Below are 5,473 nucleotides of genomic sequence, written 5' to 3' on the forward strand. Positions count from 1 at the left end.
CTTCATATTAAGGCGTTCATGAGGGTTAAGAAAAAGATTTTAAAAAAAGATTAAAAAAGGTTTGGTGTAATAAAAATAGTGGTTGTATATTTGCACCCGCTAACGAGATAAGTTGGTGTAGTTCTAGGATTATATTTTGTGTAATATTTGGGTTAAAAAAATAATTTCAAAAAAAAGTACAAAAGGTATTGTGGGATAAAAAAAAGGGTTTTATATTTGCACCCGCTTAAGTGATAAAGCGCTTAAGAAAAGAAGACAAAAAGTTCATTAACATATTGAATTGACAGCGTAAGGAAGTTATTGGAAACGATAATTTTCAAACAAAAGAATAGACCATTTTGAGTACTGAAATTAAACAATTTCGATTAGTTGTTAAGATAATAGTGGAAACACTTAAAAATTTAACGATGAAGAGTTTGATCCTGGCTCAGGATGAACGCTAGCGGCAGGCCTAACACATGCAAGTCGAACGGTAACATAGATTGCTTGCAATCTGATGACGAGTGGCGCACGGGTGCGTAACGCGTATACAATCTACCTTTTACAGGAGGATAGCCTTTAGAAATGAAGATTAATACTCCATGGTATAATGATATGGCATCATATAATTATTAAAGCTTCGGTGGTAAAAGATGAGTATGCGTTCTATTAGCTAGATGGTGTGGTAACGGCACACCATGGCAACGATAGATAGGGGCCCTGAGAGGGGGATCCCCCACACTGGTACTGAGACACGGACCAGACTCCTACGGGAGGCAGCAGTGAGGAATATTGGACAATGGAGGCAACTCTGATCCAGCCATGCCGCGTGCAGGAAGACTGCCCTATGGGTTGTAAACTGCTTTTATACAGGAAGAAACCTCCCGACGTGTCGGGATCTGACGGTACTGTAAGAATAAGGATCGGCTAACTCCGTGCCAGCAGCCGCGGTAATACGGAGGATCCAAGCGTTATCCGGAATCATTGGGTTTAAAGGGTCCGTAGGTGGATAATTAAGTCAGAGGTGAAAGTCTGCAGCTCAACTGTAGAATTGCCTTTGATACTGGTTATCTTGAGTTATTATGAAGTAGTTAGAATATGTAGTGTAGCGGTGAAATGCATAGATATTACATAGAATACCAATTGCGAAGGCAGATTACTAATAATCAACTGACACTGATGGACGAAAGCGTGGGGAGCGAACAGGATTAGATACCCTGGTAGTCCACGCCGTAAACGATGGTTACTAGCTGTTCGGACTTCGGTCTGAGTGGCTAAGCGAAAGTGATAAGTAACCCACCTGGGGAGTACGTTCGCAAGAATGAAACTCAAAGGAATTGACGGGGGCCCGCACAAGCGGTGGAGCATGTGGTTTAATTCGATGATACGCGAGGAACCTTACCAGGGCTTAAATGTAGAGTGACAGGACTAGAGATAGTTTTTTCTTCGGACACTTTACAAGGTGCTGCATGGTTGTCGTCAGCTCGTGCCGTGAGGTGTCAGGTTAAGTCCTATAACGAGCGCAACCCCTGTTGTTAGTTGCCAGCATGTAAAGATGGGAACTCTAACAAGACTGCCGGTGCAAACCGTGAGGAAGGTGGGGATGACGTCAAATCATCACGGCCCTTACGTCCTGGGCTACACACGTGCTACAATGGTAGGTACAGAGAGCAGCCACTACGCGAGTAGGAGCGAATCTATAAAACCTATCACAGTTCGGATCGGAGTCTGCAACTCGACTCCGTGAAGCTGGAATCGCTAGTAATCGCATATCAGCCATGATGCGGTGAATACGTTCCCGGGCCTTGTACACACCGCCCGTCAAGCCATGGAAGCTGGGAGTGCCTGAAGTCCGTCACCGCAAGGAGCGGCCTAGGGTAAAATTAGTAACTAGGGCTAAGTCGTAACAAGGTAGCCGTACCGGAAGGTGCGGCTGGAACACCTCCTTTCTAGAGAAAGACGACTAAGCGATATTAAGTAAGGAAAGAGATAGTTTATTCTTTTGCTGTTAATTTAAATGATCTATTATAGTAGAGTCTCATAGCTCAGCTGGTTAGAGCGCTACACTGATAATGTAGAGGTCGGCAGTTCGAGTCTGCCTGAGACTACTAACTATAATATATAAAGGAAATTCTAGAAGTTGTCAATTCTAAATTCATAGTTCAGGACACAATGTTCTGGAATAAATGGGGAATTAGCTCAGCTGGCTAGAGCGCCTGCCTTGCACGCAGGAGGTCACCGGTTCGACTCCGGTATTCTCCACGAATCTGTTTTTAGGACAGATAAACGTTCATTGACATATTGAAAAAAGATACATAAAAATAAGTATAACATTGATTTGTTATACAGAATCGTAATTAGTTAAAGTTTACGAGCTTTTAACTAATTATAAACTCATTAAAAAGACAAAAAGTACAATAAGCTACATAAGAGCGTATGGGGAATGCCTAGGCTCTCAGAGGCGATGAAGGACGTGATAAGCTGCGAAAAGCTGCGGGGATTGGCACATACAAATCGATCCGCAGATATCCGAATGGGGCAACCCAGCATATTGAAGATATGTTATCCGTAAGGAGGCGAACCCGGAGAACTGAAACATCTAAGTACCCGGAGGAGAAGAAAACAAAAGTGATTCCGATAGTAGCGGCGAGCGAACTCGGATTAGCCCAAACCAGTATTGTTACGGCAATGCTGGGGTTGTAGGACCACGATATTTGATGCGTAATGAATTAGAACACTTTGGAAAGAGTGACCATAGAGGGTGATAGTCCCGTATAAGTAAAGATCGTTATCGATAGTGGTATCCTGAGTAGTGCGGGGCACGTGTAACCCTGTATGAAACTGGCGGGACCATCCGTTAAGGCTAAATACTCCTGAGAGACCGATAGTGAACTAGTACCGTGAGGGAAAGGTGAAAAGAACCTTGAATAAAGGAGTGAAAAAGATCCTGAAACCATACGCTTACAAGCGGTCGGAGCCCTTTGGGGTGACGGCGTGCCTTTTGCATAATGAGCCTACGAGTTACCGTTGCTAGCAAGGTTAAGGACTTCAGGTCCGCAGCCGTAGCGAAAGCGAGTCTGAATAGGGCGCTTTAGTTAGTAGTGGTAGACGCGAAACCGTGTGATCTACCCATGGGCAGGGTGAAGCTGTGGTAACACACAGTGGAGGCCCGAACCGGTTGACGTTGAAAAGTCTTCGGATGACCTGTGGGTAGGGGTGAAAGGCCAATCAAACTCGGAAATAGCTCGTACTCCCCGAAATGCATTTAGGTGCAGCGTTGATTTATAGTTTTATAGAGGTAGAGCTACTGATTGGATGCGGGGGCTTCACCGCCTACCAATTCCTGACAAACTCCGAATGCTATAAAATGTTAATCAGCAGTGAGGGCATGGGTGCTAAGGTCCATGTCCGAGAGGGAAAGAACCCAGACCATCAGCTAAGGTCCCCAAATGTATGTTAAGTTGAATAAACGAGGTTGAACTGCTTAGACAGCTAGGATGTTGGCTTGGAAGCAGCCATTCATTTAAAGAGTGCGTAACAGCTCACTAGTCGAGCGGTTCGGCATGGATAATAATCGGGCATAAACATACTACCGAAGCTATGGACTTGAAAAAGTGGTAGGGGAGCATTGTAGTGTCGTCGAAGGTGTACTGCGAGGTATGCTGGAGAAGCTACAAAAGAAAATGTAGGCATAAGTAACGATAATGCGGGCGAGAAACCCGCACACCGAAAGACTAAGGTTTCCTCAGCTATGCTAATCAGCTGAGGGTTAGTCGGGACCTAACGCGAACCCGAAAGGGGAAGTGGATGGACAACAGGTTAATATTCCTGTACCTGCTCACGTTAAAAGTGACGGAGGCGTATATTTGGTGCGTGCTGACGGAAATGCACGTTGAAGCCAGTGGTAACACGGCGATAGTACACTGAGACTACGGTCAAGGTGATAATCCAGAGAAGCGACTTCCAAGAAAAGCGAGTGAAGCAGCCCGTACCCTAAACCGACACAGGTAGTTGGGATGAGAATTCTAAGGTGCTCGAGAGATTCATGGCTAAGGAACTAGGCAAAATCGGCCCGTAACTTCGGGAGAAGGGTCGCCCATCTTCGGATGGGCCGCAGTGAAAAGGTCCAGGCGACTGTTTATCAAAAACACAGGGCTCTGCTAAATCGAAAGATGATGTATAGGGCCTGACACCTGCCCGGTGCTGGAAGGTTAAGTGGAGGGTTTAGCTTCGGCGAAGATCTGAAATGAAGCCCCAGTAAACGGCGGCCGTAACTATAACGGTCCTAAGGTAGCGAAATTCCTTGTCGGGTAAGTTCCGACCTGCACGAATGGTGTAACGATCTGGACACTGTCTCAGCCATGAGCTCGGTGAAATTGTAGTATCGGTGAAGATGCCGATTACCCGCAGTGGGACGAAAAGACCCCGTGAACCTTTACTATAGCTTAGTATTGGCTTTGGATAAGTAATGTGTAGGATAGGTGGGAGACTATGAAGTGGCGTCGCTAGGCGTTGTGGAGTCATTGTTGAAATACCACCCTTTGCTTATCTAGAGTCTAACCTCTTATAGAGGGACAGTGCTTGGTGGGTAGTTTGACTGGGGTGGTCGCCTCCAAAAGAGTAACGGAGGCTTCTAAAGGTTCCCTCAGCACGCTTGGTAACCGTGCGTAGAGTGCAATGGCATAAGGGAGCTTGACTGAGAGACATACAGGTCGATCAGGTACGAAAGTAGAGCATAGTGATCCGGTGGTTCCGCATGGAAGGGCCATCGCTCAAAGGATAAAAGGTACTCCGGGGATAACAGGCTGATCTCCCCCAAGAGCTCACATCGACGGGGGGGTTTGGCACCTCGATGTCGGCTCGTCACATCCTGGGGCTGGAGAAGGTCCCAAGGGTTGGGCTGTTCGCCCATTAAAGTGGCACGCGAGCTGGGTTCAGAACGTCGTGAGACAGTTCGGTCTCTATCTACTGTGGGCGTTAGAAATTTGAGTGGATCTGACTCTAGTACGAGAGGACCGAGTTGGACTAACCTCTGGTGTACCAGTTGTTCCGCCAGGAGCATTGCTGGGTAGCTACGTTGGGAAAGGATAAGCGCTGAAAGCATATAAGCGCGAAACCTACCACAAGATGAGATTTCTTTAAAGGGTCGTGGAAGATGACCACGTTGATAGGCTATAGGTGTAAAGGCAGTAATGTCATAGCCGAGTAGTACTAATAACCCATAGGCTTATTGTACGCCTGTTTTTTTAGAGTTACAATTATTTTTATGATGTTTTTTTTCAATATGTTATTATATACGGTTAAGTAGTAAATTATACTACACACACCGAAAGATTTAAGGTGATTATAGCGATGGGGCTCACCTCTTACCATTCCGAACAGAGAAGTTAAGCCCATTTGCGCCGATGGTACTGCAATCGTGGGAGAGTAGGTCGTCGCCTTTTTTGAAACCCCGTTCTTATTTATAGAACGGGGTTTTTGTTTTTTGTATACT

General features: G+C 45.8%; 2 tRNA genes and 3 rRNA genes. All 5 read left to right on the top strand.

The features are described 5' to 3' along the window. Positions 1 to 404: 404 nt before the first annotated feature. The 5 genes from Q0783_RS18320 to rrf all read left to right on the top strand — a co-directional run bounded on the left by Q0783_RS18320 (position 405) and on the right by rrf (position 5,423). Positions 405 to 1,928: ribosomal RNA gene (locus tag Q0783_RS18320) — 16S ribosomal RNA — on the top strand. 85 nt (positions 1,929 to 2,013) lie between these two features. Further along, positions 2,014 to 2,087, top strand: a tRNA-Ile gene (locus Q0783_RS18325). An 80-nt stretch (positions 2,088 to 2,167) separates the two neighbouring features. After that, a tRNA-Ala gene (locus Q0783_RS18330) sits at positions 2,168 to 2,241 on the top strand. A gap of 153 nt (positions 2,242 to 2,394) precedes the next feature. Then, positions 2,395 to 5,214 (top strand): 23S ribosomal RNA (locus Q0783_RS18335). A gap of 101 nt (positions 5,215 to 5,315) precedes the next feature. Further along, positions 5,316 to 5,423, top strand: a 5S ribosomal RNA gene (gene rrf, locus Q0783_RS18340). The 16S, 23S and 5S rRNA genes sit together here with 2 tRNA genes alongside, the layout of an rRNA operon. Positions 5,424 to 5,473: the final 50 nt, after the last annotated feature.

Origin of the sequence: uncultured Psychroserpens sp. (genome assembly GCF_947500255.1) — a bacterium.
Taxonomy (GTDB): Bacteria; Bacteroidota; Bacteroidia; order Flavobacteriales; family Flavobacteriaceae; genus Psychroserpens.